Source organism: Streptomyces sp. NPDC001492 (genome assembly GCF_053597275.1).
Map to the genome: position 1 here is coordinate 112,606 of NZ_JBSFHW010000012.1, position 18,040 is coordinate 130,645.

Genomic DNA, 18,040 nt, shown 5'->3' on the forward strand with positions numbered 1-18,040 from the left:
AACACATGACTGGACTCGGTGCCGTGTTCCGCCCCCAACTGCCTCCCGAGCGCCTGAGGGACGTCGCCCGCCTCGCGGACGAGAGTGGCCTCGAAGAGCTCTGGCTCTGGGAGGACTGCTTCCGGGAGGGCGGGATCTCCACCGCCGCTGCCGCCCTCGCCTGGACCGAGCGGCTGCGGGTGGGCGTCGGGCTGCTGCCGGTGCCGCTGCGCAACGTCGCCATCACCGCCATGGAGGCCGCCGCGCTGCACCGGATGTTCCCGGGGCGCGCCGTCGTCGCCGTCGGGCACGGGGTGCAGGACTGGATGGGGCAGGTCGGGGCGCGGGTCGAGTCGCCCGTCACCCTGCTGCGTGAACACCTTGTCGCGCTGCGGGCCCTGCTGGGCGGGGAGCGGGTGACGACCGAGGGGCGCTACGTCCGGCTCGACGACGTCGCGCTCGACTGGCCGCCCTCCGGTCCCGTGCCCGTGCTGGCCGGCGCCACCGGGCCGCGTTCGCTGCGGCTGTCCGGGGAGGCCGCCGACGGCACGATCCTCACCGCCTCGACCACGGCCGACGGCGTACGGCGGGCCCGCCGGCTCATCGACGAGGGCCGGGAGTCCACCGGTCGCACCGACCCGCACCAGGTGGTCGTGTACCTCCTCACCGCCACCGGCCCCGACGCCGCCGCCCGACTGCGCGCCGAACTCGCCGACGAGGGCCTGGAGTCCGTCCCCGACCTCGGGGTCGCAGGAGACGCCGGCGCCGTGGCCAAGGCCGTACAACGCCTCGCGGACGCAGGCGCCGACAGGGTGATCCTCCAGCCGACGGGCGACGAACCGGACCCCGAGGGCTTTGTACGGTTCGCGGCACAAGAGGTCAGACCGCTGGTCCCATGACCGCAGGGTGCGCAAAGTCCACGACGGTTCCGTAGCGCGCCCACAGGGGCGCGGGGAACTGCGCGACCAGCCACGACGGAGCCGCAGATGCCGCCCCACCGCAGATCACTCATGCCCCGCAGGGAACCCCACCGCTTCGAGGCCCTCCTCGCCGAAGGCGCAGCCCAACCCACCGAAGGCTGGGACTTCTCCTGGTTCAAGGGCCGCGCCACGGAGCAGCGGCCCTCCTGGGGCTACGCCACCTCCCTGGCAGGCCGCCTCGCCACGGCCACAGCCACGCTCGACATCCAGACCGGCGGCGGAGAGGTCCTGCACTTCGCCCTCGGCCGGGCCGAGAAGCCACCGGTGCTCACCGCCGCGACCGAGGGCTGGCCGCCGAACGCCGCCAAGGCCACCGCCCTGCTCCGCCCGCACGGCACCGTGGTCGTCTCCGTGCCCGAGGACGCCCCGCTGCCCTTCGCGGACGGCGCCTTCGACCTCGTCGGCAGCCGGCACCCGGTGACCCCGCACTGGACGGAGATCGCGCGCGTCCTGGAGCCCGGTGGCACCTACTTCGCCCAGCACGTCGGCCCGAACAGCGTCTTCGAACTCGTCGAGTACTTCCTCGGCCCCCAGCCCGACGCATCCCGCAGCACCCGCCACCCGGACCACGAACGCGCCGGCGCCGAGGCCGCCGGCCTGGAGGTCGTCGACCTGCGCGCCGAACGGCTCCGCGTCGAGTTCCACGACATCGCAGCCGTCGTCCACTTCCTGCGCAAGGTGATCTGGATGGTTCCGGACTTCACCGTCGAGGCGTACGAGGACCGGCTCCGCGCCCTGCATGAACAGATCGAGTCCGAGGGCCCCTTCGTCGCGCACAGCACCCGCCACCTGGTCGAGGCCCGCAAGCCGTACCGCCGATGAGCCCTAGGCGTGCGCTCCCGCCGTCACCTCGCCGATCACCAACTCCGGCTCCGCCTCCAGCACTTCACCGACCCGCTCCACCTGCTCGCCCAGCTCCCGCTTCTGCCGCGCCGTCAGCCGTCCGAGCGGCTCCACCGTGACGGTCGTACGACGTCCACGGCGCCGCTGGTGCCACACCCCTGCCACCACGCCGTCCACCAGCAGCACCGGGTAGTTGCCCGCCTGGCCGCCCGCCAGCGCACGGTCGCGGGCGGCCCCCGGGAACAGCAGCTCCCGGGGCTGCGCGGCGATGCCGTACGCGTCGAAGTACGGCAGCAGACGGACCCCGGGCAGCCGCCCCTCGGGGAACTCCGTGTCGCCCGCCACGACCCAGGACCCCCGCTCCCCCTCGAAGAAGAGCTCCTCGATCTCCCCGGCCGCGGCGAGCGCGCCGAACAGCTTGACGGCCCAACCCGCGGGCGCCGCCAGCCACTTGGCGAAGTGCTGCGGGGTCGCCGGGCCGTACGCGCGGAGATGGCGCCGTGCGAGGTCGCGCACCGCCTCGTCCGGCGGCAGCGGTGTGAAGTGCGGCGGGCGGGTGTACGTCACCTTGCGGCCGCGGCTGGGGCCGAAGCACAGGGCGCCGGACTGGCCGGCCCGGTGCAGCACCTGCCGCCAGCGCGGCCACAGGTCCTGGAACGCGGGCATCACCCGGTCGCCCGCCCAGGAACCGGTACGGGCGACGACCTCCTCGCTCAGCTCGTCGATCGTCAGGGACACCCCTTCCAGGGCGTCCTCGATCGCCGCCACGATCTGCTGTGCCTGCTCCTCGGTGACCCGTACGCCCGGTGCGAACGGGCTCGCGGTGGAGGGTACGGCGGGCAACGCCGAGCACCACAGGGGAAGTGCGCGTGCGGGCAGCAGATGCACGGTCCCGCGCGGGCCGTGCGTCTTCACCAGCGTCCGCTCGTCCCACAGCGCCGCGCGCACATCGACCCGGGTCGTCCTGGCGGTCCGCACCCCCACTGACACCTCGGCCGCGGACAGCACCTGCGCATGCGCGGCGAGCATGGCGCCGACCACCTCGGCGACCGATGCGCCCGGCTCGGCGGGGTTGGCCAGGAACTGCCGTTCCAGTCGGCGCGCGCTGGCCTCGTTCCAGCTGATCCTCAGGGTCATGAGACGACCGTAGGACCGAAGCAGGACAGTTTCTGTCCTATAGGGACGGTTCGTGCGCGGAGGCGGGCGGTTTCCACATCGTTATCCCCTCGAGTCGATTTCAGTCCCATGCGTCACGTAGGTTCAGACCAAGGTAATTCGCGTGAGCAAAGCTGCGCGGCGGCACCGCGCAGTGGAGGGGGCTGCGCGGTGCTGTATCCCCGTCAAATCGAGGTTCGTGGGCCGGGTCACCCGGCTGGGGGATGCGGGGACAACTCGCCGAACGGGGCCCAAGAGGCGGCAAACCCTCCGGATCACTCCGCTTCCCGCACGTTTCCCCTGGAAATCCGCCGTGATCCGGCCATGTGCCCGCCAGGAAAGCGCCTCTCCATGGCCATCGGCGCGTCGTCGTTCGAATTCGGAGAGTAGTTGTGGCACGCCGATGCACCCAGCAGCACTTACGAAGGGTTATGGTGGAAACCCCCCCTCGGGCCGGTCCGTCTCCCCCCCACGGACCGGCCCGTTTTCTGTGCCCCCCCACCACCCCTTGGGAGAGCCGTGGGGGAGCCGGGGGTAGGCTTCGCCTCCGGGGACCGCCATACGGACAGGATCGCCCTCCACACTCCTGGGCCGCGCCTGTCCGATCCGTACGGAGGGGCTGACAATCACGTGAACCTGCGCGACAAGCTGCGCGGCCTGCTGGTCAGGCTGTACGCACGCCGGGTGGAAGGCCACCTGGACCACGCTCAGGTGCCCAAGCACATCGGCGTCATCATGGATGGCAACCGACGCTGGGCGAAGGCCGCCGGCTCCTCCACCGAGCACGGCCACCGGGCCGGCGCCGAGAAGATCGAGGAGTTCCTCGGCTGGTGCAGCGAGACGGACGTCGAGGTCGTCACTCTGTGGCTGCTGTCGACGGACAACTTCGACCGCCCCCAGGACGAGCTCGGCCCGCTCCTCGGGATCATCGAGGGCGTCGTGAAGACCCTCGCCGCCGACGGCCGCTGGCGCGTGCACCACGTCGGCACCCCCGACCTGCTCCCGCCGCAGATGCAGACCACCCTGAAGGAGGCCGAGGAGGCCACCGCCGGCATCGACGGGATAATGGTCAACGTCGCCATCGGATACGGCGGCCGCCAGGAGATCGCGGACGCGGTGCGCTCGATGCTCCTCGACGCCCACGACAAGGGCACCTCGATGGAGGACCTCGCCGAGGCCGTCGACGTCGACATGATCGGCCGCCACCTCTACACCGGCGCCCAGCCCGACCCCGACCTGGTGATCCGTACCAGCGGTGAGCAGAGGTTGTCCGGATTCATGCTCTGGCAGACCGCGCACTCCGAGTACTACTTCTGCGAGGTCTTCTGGCCGGCCTTCCGCAAGGTCGACTTCCTGCGCGCCCTGCGTGACTACGCGGCGCGACACCGGCGTTACGGCGGCTGACACGCCGTACCCCTCCGAAGGGCGCGCGAGTACCCCGATTTGGGGCATCCGTAACAAGGAGTTCACCAGGGTGCCGTCATATGCGTCGGCATGGTGACGCATGTTCGAGGGCATAAGCCAGTCAGGTCGATGCCCGAACCACGGGTGTCGGATCTCAGCGGGCGGCACGGGGCCGTCCGCCCGGGAGGCCCTTTGCACCAGCCCGACCGTGCGGTTCCAGCACGGAAGACAAGGCGGAGGGCCGGTTTTCGGCCCGTGCATCGCGGCCGTCGACCGGCCCAGCTCCACTCCGTCGCTCCCCGACCTCATCCGAGGGGGTACGTCCTTCCGTGGTGACCAGCACAAAGCGCCACAAGCCAGACCGGCGCACTTATGTTCTCGACACCAGCGTCCTGCTGGCCGACCCGAACGCCCTGAGCCGCTTCGACGAGCACGAGGTAGTGCTCCCCATCGTCGTGGTCACGGAGCTGGAGGCCAAGCGGCACCATCCCGAGCTCGGCTACTTCGCCCGGCAGGCCCTCAGGCTGCTCGACGAGTTCCGGGTGAAGTTCGGCCGCCTCGATGCCCCCATCCCGATCGGGGAACTCGGCGGGACCGTACGTGTCGAGCTCAATCACTCGGACCCCAGCGTGCTGCCGACCGGCTATCGCCTGGGGGACAACGACTCCCGCATCCTCGCGGTCGCCCGCAATCTGCAGGCCGAGGGGTTCGACGTCACCGTCGTGTCGAAGGACCTGCCGCTCAGGATCAAGGCCTCGTCCGTCGGCCTCCTCGCGGAGGAGTACCGCGCCGAACTCGCCATCACGGACTCCTCCGGCTGGACCGGAATGTCCGAACTGACCCTGCCCGGCGAGCAGGTGGACATCCTCTTCGAGGAAGGGCACGTGTATGTGCCCGAAGCGTCCGCCCTTCCCGTGCACACAGGGCTGACCATCCAGTCGGAGCGCGGCAAGGCGCTCGGCCGGGTCACCGCCGAGGGCAACATCCGCCTGGTGCGCGGCGACCGGGAGGCCTTCGGCATCAAGGGCAGGAGCGCGGAGCAGCGGATCGCGCTCGATCTGCTCCTCGACCCGGACGTCGGGATCGTGTCCATGGGCGGCCGGGCCGGCACCGGAAAGTCGGCGCTCGCGCTGTGCGCGGGACTCGAGGCGGTGCTGGAGCGGCGCCAGCACCAGAAGGTGATGGTCTTCCGGCCGCTGTACGCGGTCGGCGGGCAGGAACTCGGCTATCTCCCCGGCTCCGAGGCCGAGAAGATGAGCCCCTGGGCGCAGGCGGTCTTCGACACGCTGTCCGCGGTCACCAGCCGCGAGGTCATCGAAGAGGTCACCGCGCGCGGAATGCTGGAGGTCCTTCCGCTCACCCACATCCGTGGACGCTCGCTGCACGACGCATTCGTGATCGTGGACGAGGCGCAGTCACTGGAACGGAATGTCCTGCTGACCGTTCTGTCCCGAATCGGCGCCAATTCACGGGTGGTTCTCACCCATGACGTGGCACAGAGGGACAATCTGCGCGTCGGACGCTACGACGGTGTCGTCGCCGTGGTCGAGAAGCTGAAGGGGCATCCGCTCTTCGCGCATGTGACGCTGACCAGGTCCGAGAGGTCCCAGATCGCGGCGCTTGTGACCGAAATGCTCGAAGACGGACAGATCTGAGGCGGAAGGTCAACTCTGAGGTAATTCAAGGTCGGTTGGCGCCGTCCCGCAAAGGCCGTGAGCCTAGCGGGGCGGCGCCTTCGCGTGTTGCTGTTTCTCGAAATCCCTGGGGTCAAACGGGATGTGAGCTTTCACACGCAACTCAGAATTGCCACCCGGCGTCCGGTTACGGCAGAGTCTCACTCCTGTCAGGCCCCGCATACGACACACCTGTACCCCCAGCGGTACGGAACCACTTGAGCACCACAGCTAACTCCACAGCGTCGTCGTATGCCGCCCGAGCACCACGCGGCGCTCCCCTCGCGGGAGTTGCCCACCGGGCCCGTACCTCCCGTGACCCCGTAGTTGGGAGGCCAGTGCCAGGGGCAAGATTGCGTCCGCCAGGGTCACCGAAGCGGGCGATGCTGGAAGGAAACCGTGTGAGCCGGATTTCGGTCCGGGGATTCGCAGTGGCCTCGGCCACCGCGGTCACCGCCGTCGGAAGCGTTGTCGGAGTTGCCTCGGGCAGCACCGCCGTGCCCAACGACGCCGAGGCGACGGCAAGCGACGCGACGCTCCTGGCGGACATACCCGCGGGCCAGCAGGCCCAGGTCCAGACCGCCTCCCTGACGCAGCAGGCCGACGCCCAGGCGATCCAGGCCGACGCGAGCGCCAAGAAGGACGCCGAGGAGGCCGCCCGCAAGGCTGCCGCCGACACCGCCATCGCCAAGAAGGCAGCGGCGGAGAAGGCCGCCAAGGAGGCCAAGGAGCGCGCCGAGGCCAAGGAGAAGGCCAGCCGCAGCGCCGGTGACTTCCCGATCCAGAGCTCGTACTCCGTCGCCGAGATCCAGGCGATGGCGCGGCAGATGGTGCCGAGCGGCCAGTTCCAGTGCTTCAGCTACATCGTGGACCACGAGTCCAGCTGGAACTACCACGCGGTCAACGCCTCCTCCGGCGCCTACGGCCTCTTCCAGGCGCTGCCCGCCTCGAAGTACTCCTCGGCCGGCTCCGACTGGCAGACCAACCCGGCCACGCAGATCAAGTGGGGCCTGAACTACATGAACAGCCGCTACGGCAGCCCGTGCGCGGCGCAGTCCTTCTGGGCCGCCAACCACTGGTACTAGGCCCGGCGCGCAGCCGCCGAGACCCGCGGTCCGGCCTCTCAACCTTCGGCAGCCCCTCCCCGTCATAGGGGGAGGGGCTGTTGCCCTGTACGGTCGATGCGACGACTCCAGGGGGGAGTGGTGGGGAGCACCCGGGGACACGGGGGAAGAGGACGGATCATGTCGCGAGTGCCAGGGTGGCTCGGCCGTATCGGCGCCGGTCTGACCGAGGTGAGCGAGCGGTTGGACGAGCGCCGCGCCGAGGTGGAGCGGGAGTCGGACGACCCGACGCCTTCGCCGCCCAGGACAGCGACGCCGCCGGCGGACCACACCGCCGAGGCACCGCCCGCGCCCGTCGTCCGCCCGGACCCCGTGCAGGCCGTGCCGTGGAGTGTGCGCGTCGCCGCCGAGGCCGGCTGGCGGCTGCTGGTGCTCGCGGGCACGGTCTGGGTGCTGATGCGGGTCATCAGCGCCGTACAACTCGTCGTCTTCGCCTTCGTCGTCGCCCTGCTCATCACGGCGCTGCTGCAGCCGACGGTGGCCCGCCTCAAGCGCCACGGGGTGCCGCGCGGTCCCGCCACCGCGCTCACCGCGATCCTCGGCTTCGTCGTCATGGGGCTGATCGGCTGGTTCGTGACCTGGCAGGTCATGGAGAACATCGACAACCTCTCCAACCAGATCCAGAGCGGCATCGACGACCTGCGCAACTGGCTGCTGAAGAGCCCCTTCCACGTCACCGACAAGCAGATCAACCAGATCGCCAAGAACCTGCGGGATGCGGTCGGCGCGAACACCGACCAGATCACCTCCGCGGGACTGGAAGGCGTCCAGGTCGTCGTCGAGGCCCTCACCGGCATCCTGCTGACCTTCTTCTCGACCCTCTTCCTGCTCTACGACGGCCGGCGCATCTGGGAGTGGACGCTGAAGCTGGTGCCGGCGGCGGCCCGCCCCGGTGTCGCGGGCGCCGGCCCGCGGGCCTGGGGCACGCTGACCGCCTATGTGCGCGGCACGGTGCTGGTGGCCCTGATCGACGCCATCTTCATCGGCCTGGGCATCTACTTCCTCGACGTCCCCATGGCCGTCCCGCTGGCCGTCTTCATCTTCCTGTTCTCCTTCATCCCGCTGGTCGGCGCGGTGGCCTCCGGCGCGCTGGCCGTGGTCGTCGCACTGGTCACCCAGGGCGTGTTCACGGCGGTGATGACGCTCCTCGTGGTCCTCGCGGTCCAGCAGATCGAGGGCCACATCCTGCAGCCGTTCATCCTCGGCCGCGCGGTACGCGTCCACCCCCTCGCGGTGGTCCTGTCGGTCGCGGCGGGCGGCATGGTCGCCGGCATCGGCGGCGCGGTGGTCGCCGTTCCGCTGGTGGCGGTGACGAACACGGTGGTGGGGTATCTGCGGGCGTACTCGGCCGGACTTCTCCCCGCCGATCAGCAACAACCAGCCGGTCCGGCGATCGAGGACGAGGCCGTTCAGGCCGAAGGGGGGTCCGGGGGCACAGCCCCCGGCGACGTCACCGAAGACGCCGGCGCCTGACCTCCGACGGTGCCTGAAACGGGCCTCCTACTCGATCAAATGCGCACCGAACAAAGCGATTTGAACGAGCCCACGGTTCAACTTCCGTCACCTGGAGACAGGTCGGAAACCGGCACCCGGAATATGCGTTCGGACTGATACACCTTCCCGCGTGATGTCGGGCTACGACCTGTTGACGCGGGCCCTCGCCGCCTGCGGGCGGGACGGGTGGACCGGTGTCCTGCGTGTGTCCGGGGCGCCCGGCGGCGTCCTGCACCTCAGGGACGGGCTCGTCGTCGCCGCCGAGTCGCCGGGGGCGCCGGGGCCGGAGACACTGCTGCTGCGGTCCGGGCGGGTGGACGGCGAGCAGTGGGCCGCGCTGGTCCGGGAGGCCGGGGGCGCACGCTGGCCGGCCGCCGGGCTGATCGCCCACGGGTACGCCGGTGCCGCCCAGCTCAGGGTGGTGTGCGCGATGGCGCTGCAGGACGCGGCGTTCGCGATCCTCGCGGGCCGCATCGACGGCTGCGAACGCGCCGGGGGCGGCTCCGAACCGCCCGCTCCGGTCGCCGTGGGCGAGCCGCCCGCCCGGCTCCTGGAGGAAGCCGCCCGTAAACTCGCCGCCCTCGCGGCCCTGCCCCGCCCTGTTCATCCCGACCGCGAACGCCCCGTGCCCGGCCCGCACTCCGGCGGCCCGCTCAGCGCACTGCAACGCGCGCTGCTCGACCATGCCGACGGCCGCCGTACCGCCCGCGACCTGGCTTTCCGTTCCGGGCGCGGCGTCTACACCGTCACCGTCGAGGTCGCGCGCATGCTCGGCGAGGGGCTCCTGGAGTGCCCCGCCGTGCCCGCGCCGATCCCGGTCCGCGCACTCCCCGAGGGCATCCGCCACCGCACCCCGCCACCGCCCGTACCGCCCCCGCCGCAACCGCCGGCACCCGTCGACCTGCCCCGGCGCAGACCGGGCGGCTTCTTCCGGCTGCGGAACGGAACTCCGAAATGAGCCGGCCCAGCAGCCGCGAAACACATGAAACGCAAAGAGAAATAGGGGAGTTGAGCATATGGATCACGAAGCCCTGGCGCTTGAGATGCGCGGCCTTCGGGAGCAGGTGGCCGGAATCACCGACACCGCGGTCGCGGCGGCCGACGGACTGCTGATCGCCGCCGACACCGCCGACTCCATCGACCCGGAAGGCCTCGCCGCCCTCGCCGCGGCCGGCCTCGGCCTCGCCCGCCGCACCGCCCAGGCGACCGCCCGCGGCACGCTGCGCCGGACCGTGACGTACGGCAGCCACGGCTGTGCCGCCTGCTACCCCGTCGGCGACACCGCCCTGATGGTCGTGCTGGGCGACGAGGGCATGGACGTCGACCGCCTGCACCGGGTGACTCAGCCCGCCCTGGACCGCATCGGCTCGATCCTCACGCACCAGAACAAGACAGCTGAAGGAGTCTGAAGGGATGGCGACGAAGCGAATGACCCCAGGTTTCTCCGACCAGGTGATGGGCCTGGTCAAATCCCTCCGTACCGACGCCCCCGACTGTGTCGCCTCGGGCGTCGTCGACATGTCCACCGGCATGCTGCTGTCGTACGAGACCGTCGACAACCACCCGCCGGAGGTCCTGGACCTGCTGGCCGGCGCGACCCTCGACCTGTTCCAGGGACGCACGGTCGTGATGATCGAGGACGTCTTCAAGGAGCGCCGCGGGATCCAGAGCGACAACCACTTCTTCCAGGAGATCCTCGTCAACAGCGAGAACCTCACCCACCTGTTCGTGCGCATGAACGAGCAGCAGGACGTCGTCGCCGTCGTCGTCTGCCGCAAGTCGGTCAATGTGGGCATGCTGTTCGCTCAGGTACGGCGGGTGGTGCGGGAGTACGGCCTGTGAACGGACAGGGCCCCTCCCCGCGTCGGGGAGGGGCCCTGAGCCCGGGCCGTCTACTCGGTGCGCAGCCCGTCCGGGCGCATCAGCCGCAGCAGCGGGGGCAGGCTGAGGAGGGTCACGGCGACTACGACACCCGCGCCGATGCCCGTCATCGACAGCACGCTCGCCCAGTCCACGGTCACCGTCTCACCGGTCATCCGCAGCAGTACCGCGCCCAGCGTCAGCCCGACCACCGAGGCCAGCAGCAGGCCCAGCGCGATCGGGATCGCCGTCTGCCACAGCACCGACAGGCTCAGCGTGCGGCGCCGGGTGCCGAAGGCGACCAGCGAGGACAGCAGCTTCTTGCGCTCGCGCAGCTGCTCCAGCTGGGAGACCAGCAGGCTCGCGCCGATCAGCAGCAGCACACAGGTGGCCCCGACGAACAGGCCGTTGCGGATGGGCTTGAACTGCAGCGACTGCTCGCTGGCCGCCAGATTGAACGTCTCCGACAGCGGATCCAGCCGGGCCGCGGCATTGCGCACGTGGTCACGGGCGTCCGGCACCGACTGGTCCAGCGACACGTACACCATGGGGCTCAGGCCGGCCTGCGCGGACTCGGGCAGTGCGCCCGGCGTGAAGAGCAGACCGCCGCGCTCGTAGCCGGTCGGGTCCGGGCGTCCCTCGGCGGTCAGGGTGCCGGAGGTCACCTTCCAGGCGGCCGTGTGGCTCGGGTGGTCGTCGTACCGGGGGTCGAAGTACAGCGTGCGGCCCGGTATGAGGAACTCCTTCGCCTTGTCGCCGTACTCGCCGCCGGTGATCCGGAACACGTCGCCGTCCCGGCAGGAGGCCAGCCGCGCCACCTCGCGCAGCTCCGCGCAACTGCCGACGGCGACCTCCAGCGAGTTCTCCGGATTCTTCGCCCGGTCCGCAGCGGAGCCCAGCGAGAGGGCCGATGCGTGGCGCACCCCCTCGGTTCCGGAAAGCGCCCGGCTCACCTCGGCCAGCGGGACCTCGCTGTGCAGGGAGACCTGCATCTGCGCCCGGTTCAGGTCGTTGCGGGTCTGCTTGGTGTAGTCGTGCTCGACCCCGGCGAACAGCATCTGCAGCGCGATCGCCCCGGCCACCGCGACCGCGATGCCGTTGACCATGCGGGCGGCCGAGCCACTGCTCAACTGCAGCCTGCGGACGGCCAGTTGCCAGGAGACCGAGCCGGAGTTCAGCCGGGCCACCACGGCCTCGACGACCCACGGCAGCAGCGCGGTGACGCCGACCAGCAGCAGCACGGTGCCGCCGATCACCATCCACTCGTTGAAGCGGCCGTTGTCGTTGCCCTGGCCGATCATCGGGTAGAGCAGCGCGAGGCCGCCCAGCGGCAGCAGCAGCCGCCACCACAGCCGGCGGCGCGGGGGCTTGGCCGTACGGACCACACCGAGCGGTTCGATGACGACCCCGCGCAGCGCGAACAGGGTGACGAGGACGGCCGCGGCCGGTACGGCGACGGCGACCAGCGCGACGAGTGCGGGGGAGGGGTTGAGGTCGCTGGGGAAGACGCTGATGTTCCGTACCACCAGTACGCTCGCCGACTGCCTGGCCGCCACGAAGAAGACGGTGCCGAGCACCAGCCCGAGCAGCGCCCCCGCGAGGGCCTCACCGCCGGCGATCCGACGGGCCATTCGGCCGTCGGCGCCGACCAGCCTGAGCGCCGCGAGGCGCCGGTCCCGGCGCTCGCCGCCGAAGCGGACGGCCGCCGCGATGAACACACCGACCGGAAGCAGCAGCACCACGAAGATGATCATGATGAGCAGGATCAGGACCGGGTCCAGCTTGTCCGGCGTGCGGTTGGCGGAGGGTCCGAAGTAGTCGATGCGCTCGACGTAGCCGTTGGAGAGATGGTTCTCCAGGCCGGTGGCGCCCGCGTAGAAGGCGAGTTCGGCGGGTCCGATCAGTCCGGAGTTCTGGATCGTCCCGGTGATCCGGTAGGGGTAGCGCTCGCGCAGCAGCTTGCCGGAGTCGGACTCCAGCAGCTCCTTCAGCGCCGGTGAGGCGACCATCTCGCCCTTCGCCGGGAACTTCGCCACGCCCGGCGGCAGCGGCGCCTTCACCCCCTCGGGCTCCACGAACCGGCCGCGGATGTCCTTGCTGCGGAAGGACGTCTCCGCGTTGGCGATGATCAGCGTGTGGTCCGACTTCGGCAGCGTCTTCGCGCTGTACGTGAAGTCGTCCCGGTCGGTGCCCCGCTTGTCCCGGGCGGACAGTGCGCTCGGGATCGCCGTCGTGATCAGCAGCAGCGCCACCCCCAGCCCGACGCCCACAGCCGTCAGCACGGCCCGCGTCCACCCTTCACGGCCGCCCGCGAAGGCGAACCGCATCCCCATGGCCAGATCCCCGGCCCACCCCCGCAGAGTCATACGGCCCGCTCCATGTCCCGGGACTTGCCGTCCCGTACGACGATCTCGCGGTCCGAGTACGCGGCCACCCGGGCCTCGTGCGTGACGAGGACGACGGCGGCGTTGGTGGACCGGGCCGCGTCCGTGAGCAGATCCATCACGCGCTCGCCGTTGAGCGAGTCCAGCGCGCCGGTGGGCTCGTCGGCGAACAGCACACGGGGGCTGGTGACCAGCGCCCGGGCGACGGCGACGCGCTGCCCCTGACCGCCGGAGACCTCACCGGGCCGCTTCTTCGCGAGGTCGTCGACCTCCAGCCGCTCCATCCAGGTCAGGGCGGTGCGCTCGGCCTCCTTGCGGGAGGTGCCGTTCAGCCTGAGCGGCAGGGCGACGTTCTCGACACAGGTCAACTCCGGTACGAGCTGGCCGAACTGGAACACGAAGCCGAACTCGGAGCGCCTGAGCGCACTGCGCTCGGCATCGCTCATGGTCGCCATCTCGCGCCCCGCGTACAGGATCGACCCCGAATCGGGCGTCACGATCCCCGCGAGACAGTGCAGCAGCGTCGACTTGCCGGACCCGGAGGGGCCCATCACGGCGACGACCTCACCGGGGTGGATGGAGAACTCGGCACCGTCCAGCGCGGTGGTCGGCCCGTACGACTTGCGCAGCTCGTCGGCGACGAGCAGGGAACCTGCGGGAGTCACTTGGCCACCGCCTCCGCCAGCTTGTCGAGACGCGCTGCGGTCAGCTCCAGCCAGCGCAGGTCGGCCTCCAGATGGAACAGGGCGTGGTCGCAGATGAGCTGGTCGGCCAGGTCCCCCTTCCGCTTCCGGTCGGTGAGGATCCGCATCATCCGCAGATGCTCGGAGCGCTGCGTGTCGAGGATGTCGGCCGCGTTGCGGTGGGTGAGCAGCGCGAGGACGACCTTGGTGTACAGCGTGGACTGCAGATACGGCTCGGGCGCCTCCGGCGTGGCGAGCCAGCGCTCCACGTCGGTGATCCCGGCGTCGGTGATCGCGTACCGCTTGCGCTCGGGACCGCCGCCCGCCTCGATGCCGTCGACCTCGACGAGCCCGTTCTTCAGCAGGCGGGACATCGTCGAGTAGACCTGGCCGTAGTGCAGCGGCCGGTCGTGACCGAACTTCTCGTCGAAGGCCCGCTTGAGGTCGTAGCCGTGGCGGGGCCCGGACTCCAGGAGCCCTAGAAGGGTGTGACCGATGGACATGTCCACGACTCTACACATGGTGTATACGCCTTGTGTATACGCCTTGTGTTGAGATCATGGCGGGGCGTACAGCCGGCTCACAGCTCCGCAGGTGGGAGCCGATTGTCACGGTTCTGCTACACGAACCTTCAGTGCTCGGGATCTGCGGACGGCCGCCCGCGGCGCGGGATCGGTCCGGCCCCTCCCGGGAGGCGCCCGGCCTCGTGCAGCGCCTTGCGCAACAGGAACTCGATCTGGGCGTTCGCGGACCGCAGTTCGTCCCCGGCCCACCGCGCCAGCGCCTCGTACACCAACGGGTCCAGCCGCAGCAGCACCTGCTTGCGCTGCTGCGGCCGGCGCCGGGGCGAAGGCCCCTCGGAAGGTTCCGTCACTGGTAGAGCGTCCCGGTGTTGAGCACGGGCTGCGGGGCGCGGTCCCCGCACAGCACCACCATCAGGTTGGACACCATCGCCGCCTTCCGCTCCTCGTCCAGTTCCACGATGTCCTGCTCGGCGATCCGGGCGAGCGCGGCCTCGACCATCCCCACCGCTCCGTCCACGATCTGCCGCCGGGCCGCGACGACCGCCCCGGCCTGCTGCCGCTGAAGCATCGCCGAGGCGATCTCGGGAGCGTACGCGAGATGCGTGAAGCGCGACTCGATGATCTGCACCCCGGCCGCCTCCACGCGCGCGTGCAGCTCGGCGGCGAGCTTCTCGGTGATCTCCTCCGCGTTGCCGCGCAGCGAAAGCCCGCCCTCGTCATGGGCGTCGTAGGGGTACTCGATGGCGATGTGGCGCACGGCCGCCTCGGTCTGCGTGGCGACGAACTCCAGGTAGTTGTCCACCTCGAAGGTGGCCTGAGCGGTGTCGCGCACTTTCCACACCACGACCGCGGCGAGCTCGATCGGGTTGCCGTAGGCGTCGTTGACCTTGAGGACGGCGGTCTCGTGGTTGCGCACCCGCGTGGAGATCTTCGTGCGGGAGGTGAAGGGGTTCACCCAGCGCAGACCGTCCTGCCGGATCGTCCCCCGGTAGCGCCCGAAGAGCTGGACGACCCGCGCCTCACCGGGCGCCACGGTGTTCAGCCCGCGCAGCGAGATCACCGCCGCGACGAGGACGACGGCACCCCCGGCCGCGAAGGCCGGATGTGCCTGCGCGGCCGCGAACAGGACGACGGCGATCAGGAGTCCGAGCAGCCCGAGCAGCAGCGCGAGCGCGCCGCCGATGCTGTGCGCGGCGAACTCCCGGACGCGGGGCGCGGGCATCTCCGGTATGTCGGCCTCGGGAGTGGTGTCGTGTATGGGCATGGGTGGTCCCCCGTTGTCGTGGTGCGGTCTGATCGGCATGCCCTCAAACGAGAGCATGCACCTATCTAAGTGATATCACTTTACCCCGCAGGGCAACCCTGAACCCCTCTCGGCCGTCGGTTCCATCGGGGCGGGTGCTGATTGTCACGTCCGCAAAAGAGCGGATCCACCGACCTTTGTCACATCTCCCGGTGTTAGCTTTCTGAGCTGACCTGTGCGGGCGAACCTGTGTGGCAGACGAGCACACATGAACGAAGCGGAGCGGAACGGACCCATGGGACGAGCGGAAGAGAGACGAGCGCGACAGCGTGGTGGCCGCCGCGCGGCGCCCCCGACGCGCTCGTCCGGTACGGCGGAACCGGCGGACCTCTCCGGGCCCGAGCCCACCGTCATAGGCGGCCGTGCCGCGGCGCGCAGGGCCGCCAAGGGCAAGGCGGGCAAGGGCAAGGCGGGCAAGGGCAAGGACGGCAGGAGCTTCATACGCCGGCTGTTCACCTGGAAGAAGATCGTCGGGACCTTCTTCGCGCTGTGCCTGCTCGGCATGGGCGCCTTCGTCGCGCTGTACATGATGATCACCGTCCCCGAGGACGGCAACGGCGACGCGACGCTGCAGAGCAATGTCTACAAGTACAGCGACGGCAAGCTGCTGACCCGGGACGGCCAGCGCAACCGCGAGATCGTCGACCTGTCGAAGGTGCCCAAGGCCGTCCAGCACACCTTCGTCGCCGCCGAGAACAAGACCTTCTACGAGGACAACGGCGTCGACCTCAAGGGCACCGCGCGAGGCATCCTCAACACACTCTCCGGCAAGGGCGCGCAGGGCGGTTCGACGATCACCCAGCAGTACGTCAAGAACTACTACCTGACGCAGAACCAGACCATCTCGCGCAAGCTGAAGGAACTGGTCATCTCGCTGAAGCTGGACCGGACGAAGAGCAAGGACTTCATCCTCGCCGGCTACATCAACACCAGCTACTACGGCCGCGGCGCGTACGGCATCCAGGCCGCCGCGCAGGCCTATTACCACGTCGACGCCCAGAAGCTCTCGGTCCAGCAGGGGGCGTATCTCGCCGCGCTCCTCCAGGCGCCGAACCAGTACGACTGGGCGATCGCGACCGACACCGGCAGGAAGCTGGTGCAGGCCCGCTGGAACTACGTCCTCGACAACATGGTCGAGAAGAACTGGCTGGACAAGACCAAGCGCGCGGAGATGAGGTTCCCGACCCCCTTGGCGCCCAGGGCGGCGCCGGGCATGGGCGGGCAGACCGGCTACCTGGTGGACGCGGCCAACAACCAGCTGGCGAAGCGGCTGGTGGCCCAGGGCACCGCCGACAACTACAACGACGCCATGACGATGGTGAAGGCCGGCGGCTGGACCATCACGCTCAACATCGACAAGAAGAAGCAGGCGGCGCTGGAGAAGGCCGCCAAGACGCAGCTGAACAGCAAACTCGACCCGAAGAAGCGCTCGGTCGACGCGGACGTCCAGGCGGGCGCCGTGTCCGTGAACCCGAAGACGGGCGCGGTCGTCGCGATGTACGGCGGCAAGGACTACTACAAGCACTTCCGCAACAACGCGACCCGCACGGACTACCAGCCCGCCTCGACCTTCAAGCCGGTCATCCTCGCCGCCGCCCTGGACTCGGCCGCCGAGACGCAGAGCGGCAAGGCCATCGGCGCGAACACGATCTACGACGGCACCAGCAAGCGCCAGGTCGTGGACAGCAACGGCAACAAGGTCGGCTTCGCCCCCGAGAACGAGGACGATCAGAGCTACGGCCCCATCACCGTCCAGACGGCGATGAACCAGTCCGTCAACTCCGTCTTCGCGCAGATGGGCGAGGACGTCGGCATGGACAAGGTGCTCAAGGTCGCGAGCCAGATGGGCATGGACACGGCCCACCTCAAGCCGGTGTCTGCACAGACCCTCGGCACGATGGGCGCGAGCCCGCTGCAGATGGCCGGGGTCTACGCGACCCTCGACAACCACGGCAAGCAGGTCACCCCGAGCATCATCAAGTCCGTCGAGAACAGCAGGCATTCGGTCACCCTGCCGGATCCGATCGGCGACCAGGTCATCAGCACCCAGGCCGCCGACACGGTCACCTCGGTGCTGACCGGTGTGGTCGACGACGGTACGGCCAAGACGTCGGTCGAGGCCAACCCCAACCGCGACGGCCGCAAGGTCGCCGGCAAGACCGGTACGTCCGACGAGAACCGCTCCGCCTGGTTCACCGGCTACACGCCCGACCTGGTCACCTCGGTGGGCCTGTTCGGGGAGTCCAAGAAGACGGGTGCCCAGGTCTCGATGTACCACGCGGGCGGACTGCCCCGCGTCAACGGTGGAACGTTCCCGGCGCAGATCTGGGCGGCGTACACCTTCGGCGTCTCCGCCACGGGCCTCAAGTTCGATCTGGACACCACGCAGGGCGCGGCGGTCCAGCCGACCTGGACGCCGACGGTCACGCAGTCGCCGAGCCGGACGCCCAGCCAGTCACCGACCACTCAGAAGCCGTCCGAGACGCCGTCTCAGACGCCGTCGCAGACCCCGACACAGAAGCCCACGCAGACGCCGACGCAAACACCCACGCAGACGCCGACGCAGACCCCGACGGCCCCGACGGACCCGCTCAATCCGAACGGCCAGTAGCAGCAACAGCAAAGGGCGCCCGG

The 18,040-nt window shown here is 70.0% G+C and carries 16 protein-coding genes; 10 read left to right on the top strand and 6 right to left on the bottom strand.

The window, feature by feature from the left end:
* Positions 1-5: 5 nt before the first annotated feature.
* Together ACWC1K_RS17725 and ACWC1K_RS17730 are read left to right on the top strand one after the other, a co-directional pair.
* Complete coding sequence (locus ACWC1K_RS17725; RefSeq protein ID WP_450832319.1) at positions 6-878, top strand: LLM class flavin-dependent oxidoreductase; 873 nt, start codon at positions 6-8, stop codon at positions 876-878.
* A 111-nt stretch (positions 879-989) separates the two neighbouring features.
* The gene (locus tag ACWC1K_RS17730) at positions 990-1,781 is read left to right on the top strand and encodes a methyltransferase domain-containing protein (RefSeq protein WP_450832321.1); all 792 of its coding nucleotides are present in this window, start codon (positions 990-992) and stop codon (positions 1,779-1,781) included.
* Positions 1,782-1,784: 3 nt separating this feature from the next.
* Here ACWC1K_RS17730 and ACWC1K_RS17735 read toward each other — a convergent pair whose 3' ends face one another.
* Positions 1,785-2,939, bottom strand: a complete 1,155-nt coding sequence (locus ACWC1K_RS17735; protein ID WP_450832323.1) for a winged helix DNA-binding domain-containing protein — start codon at positions 2,937-2,939, stop codon at positions 1,785-1,787.
* A 648-nt stretch (positions 2,940-3,587) separates the two neighbouring features.
* Here ACWC1K_RS17735 and ACWC1K_RS17740 point away from each other — a divergent pair.
* The 7 genes from ACWC1K_RS17740 (at position 3,588) to ACWC1K_RS17770 (ending at position 10,494) form a co-directional block, all read left to right on the top strand.
* The gene (locus tag ACWC1K_RS17740; RefSeq protein ID WP_450832324.1) at positions 3,588-4,361 is read left to right on the top strand and encodes an isoprenyl transferase; all 774 of its coding nucleotides are present in this window, start codon (positions 3,588-3,590) and stop codon (positions 4,359-4,361) included.
* A 329-nt stretch (positions 4,362-4,690) separates the two neighbouring features.
* Positions 4,691-6,016, top strand: a complete 1,326-nt coding sequence (locus tag ACWC1K_RS17745; RefSeq protein WP_450832326.1) for a PhoH family protein — start codon at positions 4,691-4,693, stop codon at positions 6,014-6,016.
* Positions 6,017-6,435: 419 nt separating this feature from the next.
* Positions 6,436-7,119: an aggregation-promoting factor C-terminal-like domain-containing protein gene (locus tag ACWC1K_RS17750; protein WP_450832328.1), complete on the top strand. Its 684-nt coding sequence runs from the start codon at positions 6,436-6,438 to the stop codon at positions 7,117-7,119.
* Positions 7,120-7,278: 159 nt separating this feature from the next.
* Positions 7,279-8,631: an AI-2E family transporter gene (locus ACWC1K_RS17755; RefSeq protein WP_450832329.1), complete on the top strand. Its 1,353-nt coding sequence runs from the start codon at positions 7,279-7,281 to the stop codon at positions 8,629-8,631.
* Positions 8,632-8,785: 154 nt separating this feature from the next.
* Positions 8,786-9,610 carry a MarR family transcriptional regulator gene (locus ACWC1K_RS17760; RefSeq protein ID WP_450832331.1) on the top strand — a complete coding sequence of 275 codons (825 nt, stop codon included), beginning with the start codon at positions 8,786-8,788 and terminating at the stop codon, positions 9,608-9,610.
* A gap of 58 nt (positions 9,611-9,668) precedes the next feature.
* Positions 9,669-10,061 carry a roadblock/LC7 domain-containing protein gene (locus ACWC1K_RS17765; RefSeq protein ID WP_450832333.1) on the top strand — a complete coding sequence of 131 codons (393 nt, stop codon included), beginning with the start codon at positions 9,669-9,671 and terminating at the stop codon, positions 10,059-10,061.
* Positions 10,062-10,065: 4 nt separating this feature from the next.
* Entirely contained in the window at positions 10,066-10,494 is a 429-nt protein-coding gene (locus ACWC1K_RS17770; RefSeq protein WP_351462188.1) for a hypothetical protein, read from the top strand.
* A gap of 50 nt (positions 10,495-10,544) precedes the next feature.
* On the opposite strand, the gene ACWC1K_RS17775 is transcribed toward ACWC1K_RS17770, so the two are convergent.
* The 5 genes from ACWC1K_RS17775 to ACWC1K_RS17795 form a co-directional block, all read right to left on the bottom strand.
* Positions 10,545-12,878 carry an ABC transporter permease gene (locus tag ACWC1K_RS17775; RefSeq protein WP_450832335.1) on the bottom strand — a complete coding sequence of 778 codons (2,334 nt, stop codon included), beginning with the start codon at positions 12,876-12,878 and terminating at the stop codon, positions 10,545-10,547.
* Positions 12,875-13,561 carry an ABC transporter ATP-binding protein gene (locus ACWC1K_RS17780; protein ID WP_450832337.1) on the bottom strand — a complete coding sequence of 229 codons (687 nt, stop codon included), beginning with the start codon at positions 13,559-13,561 and terminating at the stop codon, positions 12,875-12,877. Before ACWC1K_RS17780 ends, ACWC1K_RS17775 begins: the two co-directional genes overlap by 4 nt.
* Entirely contained in the window at positions 13,558-14,082 is a 525-nt protein-coding gene (locus tag ACWC1K_RS17785) for a PadR family transcriptional regulator (protein ID WP_351462185.1), read from the bottom strand. Before ACWC1K_RS17785 ends, ACWC1K_RS17780 begins: the two co-directional genes overlap by 4 nt.
* Before the next feature lie 128 nt (positions 14,083-14,210).
* On the bottom strand, positions 14,211-14,453 hold the full coding sequence (locus ACWC1K_RS17790; protein ID WP_450832339.1) for a hypothetical protein: 243 nt from the start codon (positions 14,451-14,453) through the stop codon (positions 14,211-14,213).
* Positions 14,450-15,367: an SPFH domain-containing protein gene (locus ACWC1K_RS17795; RefSeq protein WP_450832340.1), complete on the bottom strand. Its 918-nt coding sequence runs from the start codon at positions 15,365-15,367 to the stop codon at positions 14,450-14,452. Before ACWC1K_RS17795 ends, ACWC1K_RS17790 begins: the two co-directional genes overlap by 4 nt.
* 274 nt (positions 15,368-15,641) lie before the next feature.
* Between ACWC1K_RS17795 and ACWC1K_RS17800 the strand changes: the two genes are divergently transcribed.
* The gene (locus ACWC1K_RS17800) at positions 15,642-18,017 is read left to right on the top strand and encodes a transglycosylase domain-containing protein (RefSeq protein ID WP_450832342.1); all 2,376 of its coding nucleotides are present in this window, start codon (positions 15,642-15,644) and stop codon (positions 18,015-18,017) included.
* The last annotated feature ends 23 nt before the right edge of the window (positions 18,018-18,040 follow it).

Excerpts from the sequence above, each read along its gene's own strand:
- ACWC1K_RS17725 (WP_450832319.1), top strand. The coding sequence starts at position 6 with ATGACTGGACTCGGTGCCGTGTTCCGCCCCCAACTGCCTCCCGAGCGC.
- ACWC1K_RS17730 (WP_450832321.1), top strand. The coding sequence starts at position 990 with ATGCCCCGCAGGGAACCCCACCGCTTCGAGGCCCTCCTCGCCGAAGGC.
- ACWC1K_RS17735 (WP_450832323.1), bottom strand. The coding sequence starts at position 2,939 with ATGACCCTGAGGATCAGCTGGAACGAGGCCAGCGCGCGCCGACTGGAA.
- ACWC1K_RS17755 (WP_450832329.1), top strand. The coding sequence starts at position 7,279 with ATGTCGCGAGTGCCAGGGTGGCTCGGCCGTATCGGCGCCGGTCTGACC.
- ACWC1K_RS17760 (WP_450832331.1), top strand. The coding sequence starts at position 8,786 with ATGTCGGGCTACGACCTGTTGACGCGGGCCCTCGCCGCCTGCGGGCGG.
- ACWC1K_RS17765 (WP_450832333.1), top strand. The coding sequence starts at position 9,669 with ATGGATCACGAAGCCCTGGCGCTTGAGATGCGCGGCCTTCGGGAGCAG.
- ACWC1K_RS17770 (WP_351462188.1), top strand. The coding sequence starts at position 10,066 with ATGGCGACGAAGCGAATGACCCCAGGTTTCTCCGACCAGGTGATGGGC.
- ACWC1K_RS17775 (WP_450832335.1), bottom strand. The coding sequence starts at position 12,878 with ATGACTCTGCGGGGGTGGGCCGGGGATCTGGCCATGGGGATGCGGTTC.
- ACWC1K_RS17785 (WP_351462185.1), bottom strand. The coding sequence starts at position 14,082 with ATGTCCATCGGTCACACCCTTCTAGGGCTCCTGGAGTCCGGGCCCCGC.
- ACWC1K_RS17795 (WP_450832340.1), bottom strand. The coding sequence starts at position 15,367 with ATGCCCATACACGACACCACTCCCGAGGCCGACATACCGGAGATGCCC.
- ACWC1K_RS17800 (WP_450832342.1), top strand. The coding sequence starts at position 15,642 with ATGGGACGAGCGGAAGAGAGACGAGCGCGACAGCGTGGTGGCCGCCGC.